Consider the following 19,317-nt stretch of genomic DNA (forward strand, 5'->3'; position numbering starts at 1 on the left):
CCAAGGACTCGAAGATCGATGTTGCGCGGCTAGCCTGCGCGGGTCTTCAGCATTTCAAACGCCGCGCGCAGGCCCAGCGCTTCGCCGCCGGCGGGGCGGCCGGGTCGGTCGCTGTCGTTCCAGGCGTAGGTGTCCAGGTGGGCCCAGGGCATGCCCTTGGGCACGAAGCGCTCCAGGTACAGCGCCGCGGTCACGCTGCCGGCCATCTTCGAACCGGCATTGGCCATGTCGGCGACCTTGCTGGCCAGGTAGCGCAGGTAGGGGCGCCACAGCGGCATGCGCCACAGCGGATCGCGCACCTGCATGCCCGCGTCCAGCCAGGCCTGGGCCAGTGCGTCGTCGTTGCTGAAGAGCGCCGGCAGGTCCGGACCCAGCGCGATGCGCGCGGCGCCGGTGAGGGTGGCGAAGTCGAGCAGCAGGTCCGGCTTCTGCTCACCGGCATAGGCCAGCGCGTCGCCCAGGATCACCCGCCCTTCGGCATCGGTGTTGTCGATCTCGACGCTGACGCCGGTGCGCGTGGCGATGACCTCGCCCGGGCGGAATGCGTCGGGACCGATCGCGTTTTCCACCGCCGGCACCAGCAGCGTGATGCGCAGCGGCAGCCTGCGCGCCATCACCAGCTCGGCCAGGGCGATCGCGTGCGCGGCGCCGCCCATGTCCTTCTTCATGTTGCGCATGCCGTCGGCGGGCTTGATGTCGAGGCCGCCGGTGTCGAAGCACACGCCCTTGCCGACGATGGCCACGTGCGGATGCGAGGCCTCGCCCCAGCGCAGCGCCAGCAGCCGTGGCGCGCGATGCGAGGCGCGGCCCACGGCGTGGATGGCGGGGAAGTTCTGTTCCAGCAGGGCGTTGCCGGTGATCGCGCTGAAGTCCGCGCCGTGCGCCAGGGCGATGTCGCGGGCCACGCCTTCCAGCTGCTCCGGGCCCATGTCTTGCGTCGGCGTGTTGACCAGGTCGCGCACGCGCGTGGTCGCGGCGAGCAGGTCCAGTGCTTCGGCATCGCTTGCGTCCAGCGCCAGCCGCGCGCGCACCGGCCTCGGCTTGCGGTAGCGGTCGAAGGCGTAGCTGCCCAGCCCCCAACCCAGCTGCAGCGCGTGCAGGGCGTCCGCGCCGATGTCTCCGGCAGGCGCCCAGTCGCCGGCGGGCAGTGCGCGTGGCGCGTGGGCGTAGGCGCAGGGGTCGAGCCTGTCGCCGACGCCGATCACCGCGGAGGCCGGCGTGCCGTCGGCCGCCGGAAGGACCAGGCAGCTGCATGCGGAGCCGTCGAAGGCGTGCGCGTCCAGCCAGGCGCCGACCGCGGCCGGCTGCGTCGCGCGCCAGGTGGCGAGTCCGTCGCGGTCGACGATATGCAGCGGCCGCGCCTGCGCGGCGTCGGCGGCGGGGGCGTAGCAGGCGGGGAGGTTCATGCGTGGGTACTCCGTATGCGGTCGCCCGGCGCGGGCAGGGCCGCGTCGAGCCAGTCGGCCAGTCCGGCCAGGGAATCGAAATGGAGGTCGGGCTCGATCTCGTCGTGGCGCCATTGCAGGCGCCGGCCGTGGTCGTCGGCGCGGTTGATCCAGCAGCTGCGCAGCCCGGCGCGCGCGGCGCCGGCGACGTCGGCCTCGGGGTGGTCGCCGACGTGCAGCACCTCGGCCGGCGGCACGCCCAGCTGCTTGCAGGCGGCGAGGAAGATGGCGGGATCCGGCTTGGCTTGGCCGAACGAGCAGGCGCTCAGCTGCACGCTGAAGAGGTGGTCCAGGCCGATGCGCGCCAGGTCGGCATTGCCGTTGCTGAGCGCCGCGATCGGCAGCCTGGCGCTGATGCGTTCCAGCGCGTGGATCGCGTCCGGATAGCACTCGACCCGGTTGCGCTCGGCGAAGAAGGCGTCGTATGCGGCATCGGCCATGGCCACGTCGCCGCCGCTTTCGCGCAGCGCAGCCTCCAGCGTCATCCGCCGCAGCGCCGACATGTCGTGGGCCAGCGACGGGTTCTCCGCACCCACGCGCTCGCGCAGCGTGCGCATCGCCTCCGCCGGGAACATCTCCGCGGTGGCCGGGCTGTGTCGCCGCATCCATTCGTCAAGCACGCGTTCGATGCGCACGCCGATGGGCGCGAACGGCCACACGGTGTCGTCAAGGTCGAGGCTGATGGCGCGGACAGTGAAGGCCATGGCGCCATTGTACGGCGGCCTACCCCAACAGCCGCGCCCACCCCTCCAGCCCATCGATGCGCGCCAGCACGCGCTTCACGCAGACCAGCAGCGGCACCGCCAGCAGCAGGCCGACGATGCCCCACAGCCAGCCGAACAACAGCAGCGCCAGCATCAGGACGAGTGGCGACAGCTGCATGCGCTGGCCAAGCACCAACGGCGTCACCAGCTGCCCTTCCAGCGTGTGCAGGCCAAGGTAGATCGCCGCCGGCAGCAGCGAGGCCCCGACGTCGTCCCAGGTCACGAAGCCCATCAGCAGCATCGCCACCAAACCGATCGCCGGCCCCACGTAGGGCGCGAAGTTGAGCAACATGGCGATCGTGCCCCAGAGCAGCGCCTCCTGCATGTCTACGCCCAGGCCCCAGTGCAGCACGGCTGCAAGCAGCACGCCCACGCCGGCGTTGATCAGGGTGATGGTGAAGACGTAGCGCGACACGTCGCGCTCGATCGATTGCATGATCTCCACAGTGACCCGCTGCCGCTGGCGCGTGGGCAGCAGGGCGATCGCGCGGCGCTGCAGGTCCTCGCCGAAGACCATGAAAAAGAAAGTCAGCAGCACCACCGCAAGCACGCTGCCCGCCATCCGCGGCGCCCTGGCCAGCGCCGAGTAGGGGTCGTCGACCTGGGTGCGCACCACCTCGACCTTGCGCCCGTCGCCGCTGGCCTGGCGGGCGATGTCCTCGGCGACGCGGTTGGCCTCGCGCACGGGCTCGGCCAGCTCGCCGAGCTCCTTGCCGAGCTGGCGCATCTGCCGCGGGGCTTCCTGCATCCAGTCGATCGCCGGTGCCAGCAGCTGCTGGCCGAGGAGGGCGGTGCCCGCGATGCCTCCGCACAGCACCAGCAGCGCGGCGAGGAAGCGCGGCAGGCAGATCCTGCGAAGGGCGCGTATGACCGGGTTGCCGATCAGGGCGAGGAACATGGCCAGCAGCACCGGCAGGATCACGCCCTGGGCCGCCCAGAGCGTGTACCCGATGGCAAGCAGGGCAAGGACCATGACCGGCGTGGACGCGCGCGGGCGCGGCGCCGGCCCCTGGGCCGCAGCTTCGTCGGTGGCGACAGGGATTGCGTTCGCGGCGGCGGGCGCTTCGCTTGAAGCGGGGGTGTCACGCGTCGCCATGGGAGTGCGCCTCAGCGCGATTCGGAGAGTTCGGTCGCGGCCTCGGCCGGGCGGGGCGGGGTCTCCCACGCGGGATCGGGCCTTCTTGCACGCTCTGCGGGATTTTCCGCAACGGTGACGCCGCCGTCCGGCGGTGCGTCTGCGCCCCGCGCAGCGGCCCCCGCGTCCTCGGCAGCCTCTTCCGCCGCGCCGGCGGCGAAGGCCGCCTGGACCGATCCGATCAGCCCGGCCACGCTGCCGAGCATCTGCAGCCAGCGCGCCGGCTGCGCCCCGGCGATGGCCTGGCCGGGCCGCACCCAGCCGGCAAGCAGGCCACTGGCGAGGCCGGCGACGATGATGCGCGGCGGCGTCCATCCCGAGCGCCAGATCCCGCCGAACACGCGAAAATCCGCGGCCGTCTGGCGCTCGCGCGCCTCGAGCGCGGCTTCCGCGCGCTCCACCTTCGCTTGCAGTTCTTCGAAGCTCATGCCGGGCTCCTCATGGCGGGGTGACTCCCGCGGCCGTGGAATCGCCCGGCACGCCGCCGCTGCGCGGGCGGGCCCGGTCCTCGGCATCGTGGGCACATTCCGCCGAGCCCGGGTCTGGCATGAACTCCGCCAGCTCGCCGATGCCCAGCCGCGCCAGCTGGCGGCGGGTGGCCTTCATCCGGGTATGTTCGAAATAGGCCATGGCCTTGCGCAGCGCCAGCCATGCCGCCAGGCTGCTGGCGGTCCCGCAGCAGGCCAGGGACAGCCACCAGGGCAGCCCGACCTGGTTGCTCAGTGCCACCACCAGCGCGGTCATCAGCAGCATCCAGGCCGAGACGGCGAACACTACCGCCACGCCGGCAAAGACCGCGCTGCGCCCTGCGGCGCTGCGTGCCAGCGAGACGTCGGCGGTGACCAGGGTACGCAGCGCGCCGGCCGCCTCGCGCGCGGCGCCGATGCCGGCCACGCCGCTGTCGCGCAGCTCCCGGACCGCCTCGGCGATGCCGGGCGCACCGTCACCCTTGCCCGGGGCCTGGCCGGGCGAGGGGTCCGATGCGGGTGGCGGCGTTTGCTCCACGCTTACCTGCCGCTGCCGCGGGCCAGCTTGGCGATGATCCAGCCGGCGGCGAACGCGGCGCCGAAGGATGCGATCGGGCGCTCGCGGATCAGGTCGGCGGCGCTGTCGATCAGGTCGCGGCCCTTGTCGAGCAGCACGTCGACCTGCTCGCTGCCGGCGCCGGCGACATCCTCGAGCGCGGACAGGCCGGCAAGCGCGCCGTCGGCGAGGTCGGACTTCAGGTTGGCCTTGCCCAGGCGCACTTCCTCGCCCGCGGCGGCTGCGGCACCGCGCACAGCGTCGGCGGTGTCGGTGGCGGCCTGCTTCAAGTGGCCGCCGGCCTGGGACAGGTTGGTTTTCAGGTTGTCAGTGTGGGTGGGGCTCATCACGATCTCCTTCGGGGGTGTTTTGGGGGTGTTTTGGGTGTCACTCCATCGCGAGGCTGCCCAAGGCGCGACCGCGCTGGATGCCCAGCACGAGCTGCGCCGGGGCATTCGACAGCGCCGCGCGCAGCGCGGACAGGTCGCTGGCTTCGGCGCCGGCGGCGGCAACCACCACGTCGCCGGTGCGCAGCCCGCTGCGTGCAGCGCGGCTGCCGCGTTCGACCTCCTCGACCAGCACGCCGGACACGCCGCCGCGGCGCAGGGCCTCGGGCAGCTCGGTGAAGCTGGCGCCGGAGAGGCGCGGGTCGAGCTGCTGCCCGGACAGCGCGCGCGGCTGCTCGCGCAGTGTGGCCTGCAGCTGCATGGCCTTGCCATCGCGGCGCAGCTCCAGGGTGACGCGGGCATCGGCAGCCTGCAGGCCCTGGAAGTTGCGCAAGGTCTCGCCATCGCCGATGCGCTCGCCATTGGCGGCCACGATCACGTCGCCCGCACGCAGTCCCGCGGCCGCGCCGGCGGAGTCGGCGTGGACGCGGGTCACCACCGCGCCGCGGCTGCCGGCGGGCAGCCCGAGGCTTGCCGCCAGGCGGTCGTCGAGGTCCTGGGTGTCGATGCCGAGCGTGCCGCGGCGGACCTCGCCGGTGGCGGCGAGCTGCTGCATCACGCCCCGCGCCAGGTTGGCGGGGATGGCGAAGCCCAGCCCGATGTTGCCGGCCATGCTGCCGCGCGGGTTGAAGCTGGCGGTGTTGATGCCGACCAGCTCCCCGCGCAGGTTGACCAGCGCGCCGCCGGAGTTGCCCGGGTTGATGCTGGCGTCGGTCTGGATGAAGTTCTGGTAGCCCACGCCGGGCACGTTGCTGCGGCCGACCGCGGACACGATGCCCGAGGTCACCGTCTGGCCGACGCCGAAAGGATTGCCGACCGCGACCACGAAGTCCCCCACCTGCAGCGCGCTGCTGTCGGCGAGGGCGATCGCCTGCAGCGCGCCTTCGTTCCCGGACACGGGGATTTTCATCAGCGCCACGTCGGTGTCGACATCGGAGCCGATGAACTCGGCGGCCAGGGTGCGGCCATCGGCAAGGGTCACCGAGACTTCGTCTGCGCCTTCGATCACGTGGTGGTTCGTGAGCACATAGCCGTGGGTGGCGTCCACGATCACGCCCGAGCCCAGCGATTCGTTGATCCGCTCCTCGGGGATGCCCGGGAACATCCGCCGGAAGAAGGGGTCGTTGGCAAACGGGTTGTTGATGCGCACGCGCTGCTTGGTGTGCACGCTGACCACGGCCGGGGTGACCCGGCGCAGCATCGGCGCCAGCGACGGCAGGGCCTGGCCCTCAACGGTGGCCGGCAGGCCCATGGCCATCGGCACGGCGGCGGCCGGGGACACCGGCGACACCGGCGACAGGGACTCTGCGCGAGCCGGCGCCTGAAGGTCATCGAGGATCAGGGTCGCGGCGGCGCCACCGAAGGCGGCGGCGGCGGCGAGGGCGAGGAGCGTGGTGCGGGTGGATGCTTGCATCGGTCTGTCGTTATGCGGGTTCGGGGGTCTTTGGACCGTGAAGTGTGGCGCGGCGGACCGCGTGGGTCGAGGCTGAACGGATGTGCGGTGCGTCTCAGCTTGGACTGCGAACCGCGACACTGCTGGGCTGCCGCCGCAAGCGTCAAAGAGCGATTGACTTCGCCCCCCGGCAGCCCTTACGGTCAATGCCCTGCCGCCACAACATGTTGGGGTCAGGCAGGCAGGTTTGGCCCAGTTCTAGTTGTTTGCGATCAAGGCGGTCGCAGGAACCAGGGGGTGGTTTGCATGCGCGGACTCGAGACCAGCCAACGAAAACAATGACGACGCAAGGCGCGCAGTGCGCGCCTGCGGATTCGCCGTCGGCGCGTCCCGCACACCGGGCCCGCGATTGACGCCATGGAACGACTACACCCGGTTCGCGCGCGGCCGGGCAGGATGAAGGAGACAGAAGCAGCATGAGTACGGTTCGCCTGGAGGCTGTGAGGAACACGATGGCTGGCACCGACCAGGACATCCCGATGCAGCCGGCGTCGGTCGATATCTGGGACAAGAAGTACCGGCTGAAGACCAAGCAGGGCGATGCCCTGGACGCCGATATCGACGGCACCTGCCAGCGCGTCGCCCGCGCCCTGGCCGAGGCCGAGACGACCGCGGAGAAGCGCAAGCACTGGAACGAGCGCTTCCTGTGGGCGCTGCGCCGCGGGGCGATCCCCGCCGGCCGCATCACCTCGAATGCCGGGGCACTCGAGCACAAGCCCGCCACCAGCACCATCAACTGCACGGTGTCCGGCACCATCGTCGATTCGATGGACGGCATCCTGGAGAAGGTCCACGAGGCCGGGCTGACGCTCAAGGCCGGCTGTGGCATCGGCTACGAGTTCTCGACCCTGCGCCCGCGCGGTGCGTTCGTCGCCGGCGCCGGCGCCTATACCTCGGGCCCGATGTCCTTCATGGATATCTACGACAAGATGTGTTTCACGGTGTCGTCGGCCGGTGGCCGTCGCGGCGCGCAGATGGGCACCTTCGACGTGTCGCATCCCGACGTGCGCGACTTCATCCGCGCCAAGCGCGAGGACGGCCGCCTGCGCCAGTTCAACCTGTCGCTGCTGGTCACGGACGATTTCATCGAAGCGGTGAAGTCCGATGCCGACTGGCCGCTGGTGTTCCCGATCAACGCCAAGGAGGCCGGGGACATCGACGTCGATGACGCCGGCCAGGTGGTCTGGCGCGACTGGCCGCAGCACGACGGCTACATCACCCGTGACGATGGCCTGGTCGCCTGCAAGATCTACGGCAAGGTGCGTGCCCGCCACCTGTGGGACATGATCATGGTCTCGACGTATGACTACGCCGAGCCGGGGTTCATCCTGATCGACCGCGTCAACGAAATGAACAACAACTGGTGGTGCGAGACCATCCGCGCGACCAATCCCTGCGGCGAGCAGCCGCTGCCGCCGTATGGCGCCTGTCTGCTGGGCTCGGTCAACCTGACCCGGTTCGTGCGCAAGCCCTTCACCGACCAGGCCGAGTTCGACTGGGAGGAATACAAGGAGGTCGTGCGCGTGTTCACCCGCATGCTCGACAACGTGGTCGAGGTCAACGGCCTGCCGCTGAAGCAGCAGCGCGACGAGATCATGCGCAAGCGCCGCCACGGCATGGGCTTCCTCGGCCTGGGTTCGACCGTGACCATGTTGCAGATGAAGTACGGCTCGAAGGAGAGCTGCGAGTTCACCGAGCGCATTGCCCGCGACATGGCCGTGGCCGGCTGGGAAACCGGCCTGGCGCTGGCGCAGGAAAAGGGCCCGGCGCCGATCATGGAGGAGCGCTTCGAGGTCACCGCGGAAATGCTGCGCAAGCGCCCGGAGATGGTCGCCGACGGCTGGAAGCCCGGCCAGCAGGTTCCCGGCAAGGTGCTGCACGCGCGCTACTCGCGCTACATGCAGCGGGTCGCGGAAGTGGCGCCGGAGCTTGTCGAGCAACTGGCCGAGAGCGGCGCGCGCTTCACCCACCACAGCTCGATCGCGCCCACCGGCACCATCAGCCTGTCGCTGGCCAACAACGCCTCCAACGGCATCGAGCCCTCGTTCGCGCACCACTACAGCCGCAACGTGATCCGCGAAGGCAAGAAGTCGAAGGAGAAGGTGGACGTGTTCTCTTTCGAGCTGCTGGCCTATCGCCACCTGGTCAACGCCGACGCGATGCCTTTCAGCGAGGATCCCGCCACGCAGCTGCCGGACTACTTCATCTCCGCCGACGACATCAGCCCGAAGGCGCACGTCGACGTCCAGGCCGCGGCGCAGAAGTGGGTCGACTCGTCGATCTCCAAGACCGCCAACGTCCCGACCGACTTCCCCTACGAGGACTTCAAGGACATCTACCTGTACGCCCACGCGCAGGGCCTGAAGGGCTGCACGACCTTCCGCTTCAACCCGGCCGCCTTCCAGGGCGTGCTGGTCAAGGAGTCCGATCTTGCCGGCACCACCTACCGCTTCGAGCTCGAGGACGGCAGCACGGTGGAGGTGAAGGGCAACGAGGAGATCGAGTACGACGGCGAGACCCACACCGCGGCCAACCTGTTCGACGCCCTGAAAGAGGGCTACTACGGCAAATTCTGATGAAGGCTCACGGCAGGTTCCGGGCGCGCTACATTCCGTCCTGCGGGCGCCCGCCCGCGACCATGACGACGAGGGAGCAACGATGAGCAACGGCAATGGGGTCGCGACGACGATCGGTACGGCCGCCGAGGTCGTCGCCGACAAGGCGAAGACGGTGCGCAGTGCGGTCTCCAAGCGCGCATCGACGGCGGTGACGAAGGCGAAGCAGGCCGCGGGCAAGGCCGAGAAGGCCGTGGCAAGGACTGCCGGCAAGGCCAGGACCGCGGTGGCGAAGACGGCGGGCACGGCGAAAAAGGCCGTGGCCAGGCGCGTCGCGGGGGCCAAGCAGTCGCTGGCCGCCACCAGTGCCGGTGCAAAGGCCGAAGCCGCCGCCCTCAAGCGCAAGCGCTCGGTCAAGAAGGCGGCGAAGAAGGCGGTGAAGAAGGCCGCCGCGAAGAAGGCGGTGGCGAAGAAGGCCGGGACCAGGACCTCGGTGGCCAAGAAGACGGTTTCGAAGAAGGCCGTCGTCAGCAAGGCGGCCACGAAGAAGGCCGCCGTCAAGAAGGTCGCTGTCAAGAAGGTCGCCGTGAGGAAGGCCGCTGCCCGCAAGGCGGCGCCGCGGAAGGCCACCAGCAAGTAACCCGCCGGGCCTCCCCGCAGCAGCAGGGAGGCGGGCACCAACGAATACCAGGGAACAGCGTCATGGCAGTCAGGATCGAGAAGAAAATCACCGGATACTCCGTCGCCACCGCCGATGACGGGCGCAAGGCCGCAGCCGCGCTGCCCGCCGCAGCCGGGCCGGAGGCCGCCGCGGCGCGCCCGTCGGCGGAAGTCATCCAGATGCACGAGCGCATCGAGCGCCCGGAAGTGCTGATCGGCAGCACCTACAAGATCAAGTCGCCGCTGGTCGAGCACGCCATGTACGTGACCATCAACGACATCGTGCTCAACGCCGGCAGCGAGCACGAGCAGCGCCGTCCGTTCGAGATCTTCGTGAACTCGAAGTCGATGGAGCACTTCCAGTGGATCGTCGCGCTCACCCGCATCATGTCGGCGGTGTTCCGCAAGGGCGGCGACGTGACCTTCCTGGTGGAGGAGATGAAGGCCGTGTTCGATCCGCGCGGCGGCTACTTCAAGGCCGGCGGCGTGTACATGCCTTCGCTGGTGGCCGAGCTCGGCGCGATCGTCGAGGACCACCTGAAGTCGATCGGCATGATCCATGACCCCGATATGAGCCCGGAGCAGCGCGCGCTGATCGAAGAGAAGCGCCGCCAGTACGAGGCCCGCTCAAAAAAAAACGCTGACGCCGACGTAGCCGCCGCCGAGGCCGGCCCGGTCGGCGAGCTCCTGGCCGACCAGGGCCGCGACCGCAGCGGCGAAGACGTGGCGGTCACCGGTGACGGCACCAGCTTCCCGCCGTCGGCCACCATGTGCCACAAGTGCAGCACCAAGGCCGTGGTGGTCATGGATGGCTGCGCCACCTGCCTGAACTGCGGCTACTCCAAGTGCGGCTGAGGCCGGGGCGGGCCGCTTGAACGCGGTCCGGACGCTGGCGGTGGTGGTCGCCGCCGCCGGCGCCTTCGTGCTCTGGGATGCGTTCAAGCCGGAGGGCGGCCTGGGCTCGGTGGTCGACCAGGTGGCGTCGCGAGGTGCCTCCGACGGGACCGCCAGCGCGCGGGGCTTCGTCGAGATCCCGATGCCCGATGGCCTGCCGGCGCGCGGCGTGGTGGTCTTCGCGCCGGCCAACTGCCCTCAGGATGCCGGCCAACGGGCCGATGCCATCGTCAGCCACCTGCAGGCGCAGGGCATCCCGCACCGCCGCTCCAGCAGTGCCAACTACAGCAGCCTGGCCAGCGCCGACGAGGCGCGACGGGTGACGGCGGTGATGAACGGACCGATTCCGGTGGTCTACGTCAATGGCCGCGCGCGCGCGAACCCGTCGGCGCAGGACGTGGTGGCCGAGTACCGCAACGTGAGCCGATGACCATGCCGCTGCCGACCCCAGCCCCGTCGCCCGCGGGGCCCGCGGGGCCCGCCGCGCTCGATGCCGCAGCCCTGTCCGAACTGCGGCAGGCCCGGGTGCTGCTTGAAAACCCGGGGCTGGCGGCACAGCTCGCCAACCTGGTCGGCGCTCCACTCGAGTACGTGATGGAAAAGCGCCTGCCGGCGTCGGTGACGCGGCTGGTGAACGCGCTGGTGCGCACGGCGTTGCGGCAATCCCTGCGCATGGCGGTGGCGACACTGGGCAAGGACGCGACGTCGTCCGCACGCAGTCACACCATTGCGGCGGCAACCAGCGGCGCAGTTGGCGGTGCCTTCGGCTTCGCCGGGCTCGCGGTCGAACTGCCGCTGACCACCACCCTGATCCTGCGTTCGATCGCCGGGATCGCGCGTGCCGAGGGCGAGCCGCTGGATGATCCGGCCACCATGCTTGCCTGTTTCGAAGTGCTGACCATGGGTGGTCGTGCCAGCGCCGACGACGGCGCGGAGTCGGGCTACTTCGCCGCGCGCGCGGTGCTGGCGCAGCAGGTGGCGGCGGCGGCCGAGTACGTGGCGGTGCACGGCCTGGTCGGCAAGGGCGGGCCGCTGATCGTGCAGCTGCTGTCGGCCATCGCCTCGCGGTTCTCGGTCAACCTCAGCCAGAAAATCGCGCTGCAGGCGGTGCCCGTGGTCGGCGCGGCGAGCGGTGCCGCGCTCAACACGCTGTTCATGCGCCACTTCCAGGCCGTGGCGCGCGGCCACTTCACCATCCGCCGCCTGGAGCGGCTGCACGGAGCGGTGGCGGTGCGCCGGGCCTATGACGCGCTTCGCGCGCCGGATGGCTCCGGACACGCGCGCGTCGAGCCCCGTTCAGGCTAGGATTCGGCACCATCCAAGAGGAAGCACGATGAAGGGACTATTGGGAGCGGGCCTGCTGGCACCGCTGCTGGCACTGGCCGCCGCGCCGGCGCTGGCCGATGCCGGTCGCGGTATCACCGGCGAAGAAGCCATGGCGACGCTGCAGGGCATGGAGCTGGAGCTGGAGCCGGAACTGCGGACCGACGAAGCCGGCGATCCGATGATCAAGTTCCAGATCAACGATCTCACCGCCTATCTCAATTTCTACGACTGCGACGACGGGCGTTGCGGTTCGCTGCAGCTCCAGGTCGGCCTTGATCTGGAGAACGGCACCACGCTGCAGGTCGCCAACGTCTACAACAACCGCTACCGCTATGGGCGGATGTCGCTGGATGACGAGATGGATCCGTTCCTGCGTTACGACTTCGAGGTGTTGCACGGCAAGCACGCCGCGCAGATCCAGAGCCAGGTCGAGATCTTCGGCCAGCTGCTGGTCGACTTCGTGCAGGCGGTCGATTTCTGAGCGTTGCGCCCGGCGCCGCGCGGGCCGTCCGGATCAGGCCTCGCGCAGTGCCGGGAACTGCGCGGTCATGCGCACGCCGTCGGCCAGTCCCCAGCGGATGGCGATGCGACGCAGGCGCGCACTGGTTTGGTCATGCAGGTGCGGCGGTGCCAGCTGCATGACCGCATCGTGGCGCTCCGCCCAGGCGTTGGCGTAGGCGAACAGATCGCGGTGGCGGAGCTGGAGATCGGCCATTTCGTCCTCGAGCCCGACGATCGCCTGCTCGAGGTCGGTATCGATATCGGTACGGTCGGCGGACGGAGTGACAGTCATTCGGTATCGGATCAAGCGGGGGCACCGTACTATGGCAGCTATGCGTGCAGGTGCAATGAACATGGCGGGTGGCTGCGGGACTGTCGATGCGGCACGGCCGGGGGCGTTCTTGCGTCTTGTCCCGATGCTGCTGTTGCCGCTTGCACTCGCCGCCTGCGGTGACGCGACGCAGGTGCCTGCCGTCGCCACTCCGGCGCCGCCGCCCCTCGACTACCAGGCCAAGCGCCCGATCCCGGTCCGGCTGGACATGCGCGCCACCGCCGACGGCGGCCGTGCCGTCGCGATCTCGGGAGCGTGGCGCGGCGAAGTGGATTTCGATGGCGGCGACCCGGCCGCGCATTGCGGCATCAAACGCGATGGCATCGCCGCCATCGAGCCGGGCAGCAGCAACGAAGTGCACATGCTGTGTGCACGGACCGTGCGGCTGCCGGACGATGGCAGCCGCGGTTTCCGCGTGCTGGAAGACGGCCGCGAAATCGCCTCCGGCGTCGTCCTTCCCTGATCAGCCGCCGGCGGCGGGGAGCAGCTTCAGCAGGCGACCCTGTGCGCCGTCTTCAAGCAGCCACAGGCCGCCTTCCGGGCCCTGTTCGACCTCGCGGATGCGCTGCCCCATGTCGAAGCGCTCGGCCTCGCGTGCCCGGGTGCCTTCGACCTCTACCCGCACCAGTGACTGCGACGACAGGCCGCCGATGAAGGCGCTGCCCTGCCAGTCCGGGAATACCTCTCCGCTGTAGAACACCAGGCTCGATGGCGAGATCACCGGCGTCCAGCTGATCGCAGGCGCATTGAAGTCGGGCCGGGTGGCGTGGTCGGGAATCGGCCTGCCGTCGTAGTGGTCGCCGTCGGAGACAGTCGGGTAACCATAGTTGCCGCCGCGTTCGACGAGGTTGAGCTCATCGCCGCCGGCGGGACCCATCTCCACGTCCCACAGTTGGCCGCCAGCGTCGAATGCGATTCCAAGCACGTTGCGATGGCCCAGCGACCATACCTCCGCGGCCACGCCGCCGGCATCGGCGAATGGATTGCCGGCGGCCGGCTTGCCGTCTTCCCCGAGGCGCAGGATCTTGCCCATGTTGGAAGCCATGTCCTGGGCGGGATCGAACTTCTGCCGCTCGCTCGAACTCAGCCACAGCGTGCCCTCGCCGTCGATCGCGATGCGATGGCCGTAGTGGCCCTCGCCGGACACCTTGGGGACCTGGCGCCAGATCACTTCAAGGCCTTCAAGCCGCCCGCCACCGGCGTCGTCGGGGATGAGCTTCGCTCGCGCCAGCGCCGCGCCGCGCGTGTCGCCGCGGCCGGCCTCGGCATAGCTGAGATAGACGATGCCGTTGTCTGCGAAGTCGGGATGCGGCAGCACGTCGCCGAAGCCGCCCTGGCCGCCATAGGCGACCTCGGGTACGCCCGTGACCTCGTGCGTGGCACCGCTCTCGACATCGACCAGCTGCAGGCGCCCCTGCTTCTCGGTGACCAGCAGGCGCCCGTCGGGCAGGAACGACATTGCCCAGGGCTCGTCGAACACGGCGATGACGTCGACTTCGAAAGGGCGCTCGGCGGTGGCGGCAGCGGAGTCCGCGACGCGTGCAGCCAGGTCCGCGGGACCGGCGGCCTGCCGTGCCTCGCCGTTGCAGGCAGTGACGGCCAGGGCAAGCACGGCGGCGCCGGCAAGGGGGTGCAGTTTCATCGCATTGATCTCCGGTCGGGGCGGATTGCCAGTATCGGACAGGCGATGTCCGCGTGCACGCCGCGCAATAGCCGCTGCCGCGCCCGAAGTGGTTAAGAACGTGTCCACGCGGGAATCGCGGGGGGCGCGGGGTTAATGGTGGCCGCGCCAGGATGTCGCCGTGGTCCCGGGTATCCGGTCGCCACGTACCCAACAGACATATGGATGCCCCCGCATCCGCAAGGAGAGTCCCCCTGATGAACAATGCACGCACGCAGCTCACCGCCATCCTCGCCCTGGGCGCCGCGCTGGCCATGCCGATGGCCCTTGCCCAGAGCGCAGTGACCCCCGAGGTCCGCGATGCCCAGAAGGCTGCCACTGAAGCGGCGGATGCCGAGCAGGCGGCCGTTGCCCAGGAAGCAGCCGTTGCCCAGGATGCACAGGCCACCGGCGCGCAGGACGCGCAGCCGGCGGCTCGCCAGCTTGGCTGGGCCGACGTCGACGCGGATGGCAACGGCACGATCTCGCGCGAGGAATCCGCTGCGTTGCCGGCACTGGCCGCGGTGTTTGCCGAAGCCGATGCCGACGCCGACGGCGAGCTGACCGCCGACGAATACCGCGAACATGCCGCCAAGGCTGGCGGCGAGTAAGCGGCGTGCGGCGCGGCACGTCCTGCCGGGGCGTGCCGTAGCCGGTGCGTGGCGGCGGAGATGCCCGCCGCCACGCCTTTCCCGGATAATCGGCCCATGGCCAACATCAAGATGGTCGGCTTCGACGCCGACGACACCCTCTGGCGCAGCCAGGACTATTTCGACCGCGCGCAGGACGACTTCGAAACCATCATCGCCGGCTACGTCAACGGCGACGCGCGCACCAGCGAGCGCCTGTACGCGGTCGAGAAGGCCAATCTCGCGGTGTTCGGCTACGGCGTGAAGGGCATGGCCCTGTCCATGATCGAGGCCGCGATCGACATTACCGAAGGCCGTATCAGCGCTGCCGACCTGCACCGCATCGTCGCGCTGGCCAAGGCGCTGCTGCGCCACCCGGTGGAGCTGCTGCCCGGCGTGCGCGACGCGGTCGAAGCGGTGGCATCCGACCTCCCGGTCGTACTGATCACCAAGGGCGACCTGTTCCACCAGGAGGCCAAGGTGCGCGATTCGGGGATGTCGAGCCTGTTCCGGCGCATCGAGATCGTCAGCGAGAAGGACGTGTCGACCTATCGCCGGCTGCTTGAAGAATTCGCGATTGCGCCGGAGGAGTTCGTGATGGTGGGCAATTCGCTGCGCTCCGACATCGCACCGGTGCTCGAACTCGGCGGCTGGGGCGTGCATGTGCCCTATCACCTGACCTGGGTCCACGAGCGCGAGGCCGAGGTGTCGACGGCCCACGCGGCACGCCTGCGAACGCTTGGATCCGCCGCCGCACTGCCGGCCGCCCTGCGCCTGATCGTGGCCGCCTGACGCTGCCGCCTGGGCCGCGCGCCGCAGCGTGCGCAGCCGGGCTGCTGCACAATCAGCGCATGCCACGCGCCCACGCTTCCGCTCTCGCGCTACTGCTTGCCGGCCTGCTGTCCGCCTGCATGCGCGAGGATGATGCCGCCAGCCACGCCAGCCTGCCCGGCCTGGGTGCGGGACAGGACGCGGTCGAGTGGCGCGGCAGCCTGCCCTGCGCGGACTGCGAAGCCATCGATACCCGGCTGGTGCTGGAGCGCCGCGGCGGCCAGCAGCTGTACGAACTGGTCGAGGTGTACGTGGCCCTGGATGGCAGCGTCAGCTTCGAGGAAACCGGCGAATGGCAACTTGAGCGATCGATGCTCAGTCTCGAGCCGGGCACAGGCGGCCTGCGTCGCTATGCGCTGGTGCACGGCGGCGTTCTGCAGGTGCGCGACCTCCGCGGCCGCGTGTTCCCGGGGCGCGAACACGACATCCTGTTGCCCGCCCGCCGCGATCCCTGACAGAGGACCACATCGTGAACAATCGACTGCCGTTATTGTTTTCCTGCCTCCTTTGCCTGCTGCTGGCGGGTGCGGCCCAGGCGCAGGACGCTGCTGCGGCCGATGCCGCCGACCTGGCAGCCGATGCCGATGCCGATACCGATGCCGCTTGGGCGCCGCGTACCGGCGATGCCGTGGTCGACGCGCGCCTTGCGGACATCAACGTCTATGCAGCGCGCTACCCCGGGGCTTTCGTCGACGAGCTGGAGCGTTATTTCGACGCGCCGCGGCCGCTGCTGGAAAAGCTTCTCGGCGAGGGGCGCGCGCCCGGCGACCTCTATTACGCCTGCGCCCTGGCCCGCGTGTCGGGGCGTCCGTGCCGCGGCGTGATCGAAGCCTGGCAGGGCCGTGGCGATGGCGGCTGGGAAGCGATCGCGCGCGGGTTCGGGGTCGAGCCCAGCGACGAGCGCGCGAAGCGCCTGCGCCAGGGCATCGAACAAAGCTACGCGCATTGGGGCCGGCCACTGCCAGGCGGCGATTGATGCCGGCGCCGCGCGGGCCTGTATCGCCCATGGCCCTGTAACCTGTACTGCTTCTCCACCGCTGCCGCGGCGAAAACCGCCTGGCCCGACCACGACCATGACCGCAACCGGGCACGCCGGAACCCAGGATCCAGCCGCGGAATCGCGCGGAAATCCGCGCTACGACGCCTCCATCCGCCTGTCCGTCGCGCCGATGATGGACTGGACCGACAGCCATTGCCGCGTCTTCCATCGCCTGCTGGCGCCGCATGCGCGGCTGTACTCCGAGATGGTGCACGCCAACGCCGTGATCCACGGCGACCGGGCCAAACTCCTGGCCAAGGACCCGGCCGAACATCCCGTCGCGCTACAGCTCGGCGGCAGCGAGCCGGCGCTGCTGGCGCAGGCCGCGCGCATCGGCGCCGAGCACGGCTTCGACGAGGTCAACCTCAACTGCGGCTGTCCGTCGGACCGGGTTCAGGCCGGGCGCTTCGGCGCCTGCCTGATGCGCGAGCCGGCGCTGGTTGCCGACGGCGTCGCCGCGATGATCGCCGCCTGCGACGTGCCGGTGACCGTGAAGTGCCGGCTGGGCGTGGATGACGACCACGACTACGCGCGCTTCCTTGCCTTCATCGATAGCGTGGCGGCCGCCGGCTGCAACACCTTCGTGGTCCACGCGCGCAACGCGTGGCTCAAGGGGCTGTCGCCGAAGGAGAACCGCGAAGTGCCGCCGCTGCGCTATGACTGGGCGTATGCGCTCAAGCGCGAGCGGCCGGCGCTGTCCGTCATCGTCAATGGCGGCATTGCCGACGAAGGCGAGGCGACCTCCCACCTCGAGCACGCGGACGGCGCCATGCTCGGCCGCGCCGCCTACCACGATCCGTGGCTGCTGCACCGGCTGGACGTCGCCTGGTACGGCGGTACGCTGTCGACGCGCGCCGACGTGCTGCGCTCGATGCGGCCCTACGTCGAAGCGCAGCTCGCGCGTGGCGCGCAGCTCAAGCACATCACCCGCCACGTGCTCGGCCTGTTCCACGGCCAGCGCGGCGGGCGTGCGTTCCGCCAGGTGCTGAGCGAAGGGGCGCACCGCCCCGGCGCCGACTGGTCGCTGGTGGAGGAGGCGATCGCGGTCACCGTCGACGATGGCCGGTCCGGGGCTTGAAACTCGGCTCCGCGTCCCCTCCCCGATTCCCGAGAGCACGTCCATGCCGACCCGCGACATCGCCCGCTTCCTCGCCTTCGCCCGCGACTGCGCCCCGGACTTCGGCCCGGCCACCGCGCGCGCTGCCTTCCTGGTCGCACCCGACGGCTTCGGCCATGCCGCCGAGTCCGCCACCGACAATCGCTACATGGCCACGGCCGAAGGCTTCGACGCGGTGCGTGCCTCGGCGCAGCACCGCGACCTGCAGCGCGCGCTGTCGTCGGTGCTGCCGACGCTGTGCTTCCCGGGCGACCCAGGGGCTCCGGATGCGCTGTTCCCCAACAATGTCTTCGCCACCGTGCCCGGTGCGCTGGTGGTTGGCCGCATGCGCCACGCGGTGCGACGGCGCGAGGCGGGTCGCGCCGACATCCGCGGCTTCTTCCGCGATGTCCTCGGCTACGCGGTGCGGGACCTGTCCACGCAGCCGCATCCCGGCGAACTGACCGGCGCGATGGTCATCGACCGCGCCCGCGGAATCGGCCTGTGCGGCCTCTCCGAGCGCTGCGACGAAGAGGGCGCGCGCCTGATGCACGAGGCCCTGGGGCTGCGCGCCACGCTGCTGTTCGACCTCGCGCCCGGCGAATACCACACCAACGTCGTGCTCGCGGTGCTGGCCGGGCGCGCGGCGATCATCTGCCCTGCCGGATTCGCCGACCCGGGCGTGGTCGACGCCATCGCCACGCTGTATGCACCGCACGCCATCCTGCTTCCACCAGCCGCGCAGGCGGCGTTCGCCGGCAATGCCATCAGCCTGACCGATGACGTCGTGTGGATGAGCCGGCGGGCCTGCGATGCCCTGGACCCGGCCAGCCGCCGCGCGCTCGCGGACGCCGGCTTCGAGGTCCGCGCGGTTCCACTTGATGCGATCGAGGCCGCCGGCGGCTCGCTGCGCTGCTGCGTGGCGGAGATCTACTGAGGCGCGGGGGCAGGAACAGGCCCGATATGAACGGGGCCTGCGGGCCATGGGAAAAGTTAAGTGGCAATTCACCGCCCGACTCCGAGAATCATCTGAACGCTCCTGCCGTGGCTCGCTGTGTGCGTGCGTAACTTTCTGTATTCTCTGGAAAATGGTTTCCATGACCGCTCGTTATCTGTCGCCGACGCTGTGCCTTGCCGCCGCATTCATGCTGGCCGGCGCGGTGCATGCCGATGACGGCCGTCGACAGGCGCGCGGCTCTCGCGCTGCGCCACCGCGCGCCGTTGAACAGCCCGCCCGGCCGGCGCCGTCTGCGCGATCGTCGCGAGGCCGCCCGGACGCGCTGGCCGACTCGGTTCGCCGCGTGCGCGCGCGGACCGGTGGCCAGGTGCTGAGCGCCGAGCCGATTTCGTTCGACGGCCGCAGCCTGAACCGGGTGAAGGTGGTGGATGAGGGCGGACGGGTCCGGGTCTACATGGACGATCCATCCGCCCGCCCACGCCGCCTGCCGCGGCCCGCGCCTACACGTGGCGACGACGACTGAATTCGCACCCTAGCCTGCAACTCTCCCCGCGACGACAACCCGGCGCCG

Annotated in this window: 23 protein-coding genes; 14 read left to right on the plus strand and 9 right to left on the minus strand. The window is 70.2% G+C overall.

The genetic code is table 11. The features are described from left to right. Window positions 1-29 precede the first annotated feature (29 nt). Genes ACW7GZ_RS09370 through ACW7GZ_RS09400 form a run of 7 tightly spaced genes read right to left on the minus strand, consistent with a single transcriptional unit; the run spans window position 30 to window position 6,227 of the window. The gene (locus ACW7GZ_RS09370; RefSeq protein WP_457008906.1) at window positions 30-1,406 is read right to left on the minus strand and encodes a leucyl aminopeptidase family protein; all 1,377 of its coding nucleotides are present in this window, start codon (window positions 1,404-1,406) and stop codon (window positions 30-32) included. Further along, window positions 1,403-2,149, minus strand: a complete 747-nt coding sequence (locus ACW7GZ_RS09375) for an HAD family hydrolase (RefSeq protein WP_457004583.1) — start codon at window positions 2,147-2,149, stop codon at window positions 1,403-1,405. Before ACW7GZ_RS09375 ends, ACW7GZ_RS09370 begins: the two co-directional genes overlap by 4 nt. A gap of 19 nt (window positions 2,150-2,168) precedes the next feature. Beyond that, entirely contained in the window at window positions 2,169-3,305 is a 1,137-nt protein-coding gene (locus tag ACW7GZ_RS09380) for an AI-2E family transporter (RefSeq protein ID WP_457008908.1), read from the minus strand. 11 nt (window positions 3,306-3,316) lie between these two features. After that, on the minus strand, window positions 3,317-3,772 hold the full coding sequence (locus tag ACW7GZ_RS09385) for a protein sip-5 (protein WP_457004587.1): 456 nt from the start codon (window positions 3,770-3,772) through the stop codon (window positions 3,317-3,319). 10 nt (window positions 3,773-3,782) lie between these two features. Then, window positions 3,783-4,349, minus strand: a complete 567-nt coding sequence (locus ACW7GZ_RS09390) for a phage holin family protein (protein ID WP_457008910.1) — start codon at window positions 4,347-4,349, stop codon at window positions 3,783-3,785. A 2-nt stretch (window positions 4,350-4,351) separates the two neighbouring features. Then, window positions 4,352-4,714: a hypothetical protein gene (locus tag ACW7GZ_RS09395; protein WP_457008912.1), complete on the minus strand. Its 363-nt coding sequence runs from the start codon at window positions 4,712-4,714 to the stop codon at window positions 4,352-4,354. 40 nt (window positions 4,715-4,754) lie between these two features. Then, complete coding sequence (locus ACW7GZ_RS09400; RefSeq protein ID WP_457008914.1) at window positions 4,755-6,227, minus strand: Do family serine endopeptidase; 1,473 nt, start codon at window positions 6,225-6,227, stop codon at window positions 4,755-4,757. A 455-nt stretch (window positions 6,228-6,682) separates the two neighbouring features. Here ACW7GZ_RS09400 and ACW7GZ_RS09405 point away from each other — a divergent pair, with 455 nt between their 5' ends. The 6 genes from ACW7GZ_RS09405 (at window position 6,683) to ACW7GZ_RS09430 (ending at window position 12,182) form a co-directional block, all read left to right on the plus strand. Beyond that, the gene (locus ACW7GZ_RS09405; RefSeq protein WP_457008916.1) at window positions 6,683-8,842 is read left to right on the plus strand and encodes an adenosylcobalamin-dependent ribonucleoside-diphosphate reductase; all 2,160 of its coding nucleotides are present in this window, start codon (window positions 6,683-6,685) and stop codon (window positions 8,840-8,842) included. Window positions 8,843-8,924: 82 nt separating this feature from the next. Continuing rightward, window positions 8,925-9,461 carry a hypothetical protein gene (locus tag ACW7GZ_RS09410; RefSeq protein WP_457004595.1) on the plus strand — a complete coding sequence of 179 codons (537 nt, stop codon included), beginning with the start codon at window positions 8,925-8,927 and terminating at the stop codon, window positions 9,459-9,461. Between the two features lie 62 nt (window positions 9,462-9,523). Then, window positions 9,524-10,336 carry a TSCPD domain-containing protein gene (locus ACW7GZ_RS09415; RefSeq protein ID WP_457004596.1) on the plus strand — a complete coding sequence of 271 codons (813 nt, stop codon included), beginning with the start codon at window positions 9,524-9,526 and terminating at the stop codon, window positions 10,334-10,336. Window positions 10,337-10,352: 16 nt separating this feature from the next. Further along, entirely contained in the window at window positions 10,353-10,805 is a 453-nt protein-coding gene (locus ACW7GZ_RS09420; RefSeq protein ID WP_457008918.1) for a hypothetical protein, read from the plus strand. Continuing rightward, a complete protein-coding gene (locus tag ACW7GZ_RS09425; RefSeq protein ID WP_457008920.1) occupies window positions 10,802-11,680 on the plus strand; it encodes an EcsC family protein in 879 nt (292 codons plus the stop codon). Before ACW7GZ_RS09420 ends, ACW7GZ_RS09425 begins: the two co-directional genes overlap by 4 nt. A 28-nt stretch (window positions 11,681-11,708) precedes the next feature. Next, complete coding sequence (locus ACW7GZ_RS09430; RefSeq protein WP_457004602.1) at window positions 11,709-12,182, plus strand: YbjN domain-containing protein; 474 nt, start codon at window positions 11,709-11,711, stop codon at window positions 12,180-12,182. Window positions 12,183-12,215: 33 nt separating this feature from the next. Here ACW7GZ_RS09430 and ACW7GZ_RS09435 read toward each other — a convergent pair whose 3' ends face one another. Beyond that, window positions 12,216-12,494 carry a hypothetical protein gene (locus ACW7GZ_RS09435; protein ID WP_457004604.1) on the minus strand — a complete coding sequence of 93 codons (279 nt, stop codon included), beginning with the start codon at window positions 12,492-12,494 and terminating at the stop codon, window positions 12,216-12,218. Between the two features lie 109 nt (window positions 12,495-12,603). Between ACW7GZ_RS09435 and ACW7GZ_RS09440 the strand changes: the two genes are divergently transcribed. Further along, on the plus strand, window positions 12,604-12,996 hold the full coding sequence (locus ACW7GZ_RS09440) for a hypothetical protein (protein ID WP_457008921.1): 393 nt from the start codon (window positions 12,604-12,606) through the stop codon (window positions 12,994-12,996). On the opposite strand, the gene ACW7GZ_RS09445 is transcribed toward ACW7GZ_RS09440, so the two are convergent. Continuing rightward, complete coding sequence (locus tag ACW7GZ_RS09445) at window positions 12,997-14,175, minus strand: PQQ-dependent sugar dehydrogenase (RefSeq protein ID WP_457004608.1); 1,179 nt, start codon at window positions 14,173-14,175, stop codon at window positions 12,997-12,999. It lies immediately after the preceding gene. 236 nt (window positions 14,176-14,411) lie between these two features. On the opposite strand from ACW7GZ_RS09445, the gene ACW7GZ_RS09450 reads away from it, so the two are divergent. The 7 genes from ACW7GZ_RS09450 to ACW7GZ_RS09480 all read left to right on the plus strand — a co-directional run bounded on the left by ACW7GZ_RS09450 (window position 14,412) and on the right by ACW7GZ_RS09480 (window position 19,269). Then, entirely contained in the window at window positions 14,412-14,804 is a 393-nt protein-coding gene (locus tag ACW7GZ_RS09450; protein WP_457004610.1) for an EF-hand domain-containing protein, read from the plus strand. Between the two features lie 96 nt (window positions 14,805-14,900). Then, window positions 14,901-15,614 (plus strand): HAD family hydrolase, encoded by a 714-nt coding sequence (locus tag ACW7GZ_RS09455; RefSeq protein ID WP_457004612.1) that lies wholly within the window; start codon window positions 14,901-14,903, stop codon window positions 15,612-15,614. 59 nt (window positions 15,615-15,673) lie between these two features. Continuing rightward, entirely contained in the window at window positions 15,674-16,108 is a 435-nt protein-coding gene (locus ACW7GZ_RS09460; protein WP_457004614.1) for a copper resistance protein NlpE N-terminal domain-containing protein, read from the plus strand. 14 nt (window positions 16,109-16,122) lie between these two features. Continuing rightward, complete coding sequence (locus ACW7GZ_RS09465; protein ID WP_457008923.1) at window positions 16,123-16,629, plus strand: hypothetical protein; 507 nt, start codon at window positions 16,123-16,125, stop codon at window positions 16,627-16,629. A 97-nt stretch (window positions 16,630-16,726) separates the two neighbouring features. Next, window positions 16,727-17,770 (plus strand): tRNA dihydrouridine(20/20a) synthase DusA, encoded by a 1,044-nt coding sequence (gene dusA, locus ACW7GZ_RS09470; protein WP_457008925.1) that lies wholly within the window; start codon window positions 16,727-16,729, stop codon window positions 17,768-17,770. 43 nt (window positions 17,771-17,813) lie between these two features. Beyond that, window positions 17,814-18,725 carry an arginine deiminase-related protein gene (locus ACW7GZ_RS09475; RefSeq protein WP_457004617.1) on the plus strand — a complete coding sequence of 304 codons (912 nt, stop codon included), beginning with the start codon at window positions 17,814-17,816 and terminating at the stop codon, window positions 18,723-18,725. 160 nt (window positions 18,726-18,885) lie between these two features. Then, window positions 18,886-19,269 carry a hypothetical protein gene (locus ACW7GZ_RS09480; protein ID WP_457008927.1) on the plus strand — a complete coding sequence of 128 codons (384 nt, stop codon included), beginning with the start codon at window positions 18,886-18,888 and terminating at the stop codon, window positions 19,267-19,269. Window positions 19,270-19,317: the final 48 nt, after the last annotated feature.

The organism is Luteimonas sp. A537 (assembly GCF_054052065.1).